The following is a 594-nucleotide window of genomic DNA, read 5'->3' as shown; positions in this document are numbered from 1 at the left end:
CGCGCAGCCCGCCTGGCCGCAACGACCTGTCCGGATCATTGTGCCCTATGCCGCCGGCGGCGGCACGGACCTCACCACGCGCGCGGTGATGGAGGCGGTCGGCCAGCGGCTGAACCGGCCCGTCATCGTCGAGAACCGGCCCGGCGCCGACGGCGCCATCGGCAGCGAGGTCATCGCGCGCAGCGCGCCCGACGGATACACGCTCATCGGCCTCAACCCGACGCATCTGCTGCTGCGCCACACCGCGGCCGCGCTGCCCTACGACCCCATGGCGGATTTCACGCCCCTCGCGGTCTTCGCGAGCTACGCCTTCGTGCTGCTCGCCAGCGTGGACGCGCCCTTCCGCGACGTGCCGGGGCTGATCGCGGCGGCCAAGGCCAATCCCGGCCGGATCGCGCATGGCACGGCCGATGTCGCCTCCGGCGTCACCGCCGCGCAATTCGTGAAATCCGCGGGCATCGAGCTGAACGAGATCCGCTATGCCGGCGGCGGCGCCTCGACGCGCGACCTCATGGGCGGGCACCTGCCGCTGGCCTGGGTCAGCACCGCGACCGCGACGCCGCTCGCCGACAGCGACCGCGTGCGCATCATCTC

Annotated in this window: 1 protein-coding gene; it reads left to right on the top strand. The window is 73.1% G+C overall.

Features of this window, described 5'->3' with window-relative positions:
• Nucleotides 1–594: Bug family tripartite tricarboxylate transporter substrate binding protein (locus tag AC1DWF_RS36575; RefSeq protein WP_476843331.1), on the top strand; the 594-nt coding region annotated here is incomplete at both ends.

Source organism: Aminobacter sp. P4_D5 (assembly GCF_056401815.1).
Note: the sequence above shows the minus strand (reverse complement) of the source record. Positions and strands in the feature narration are given on the sequence as shown.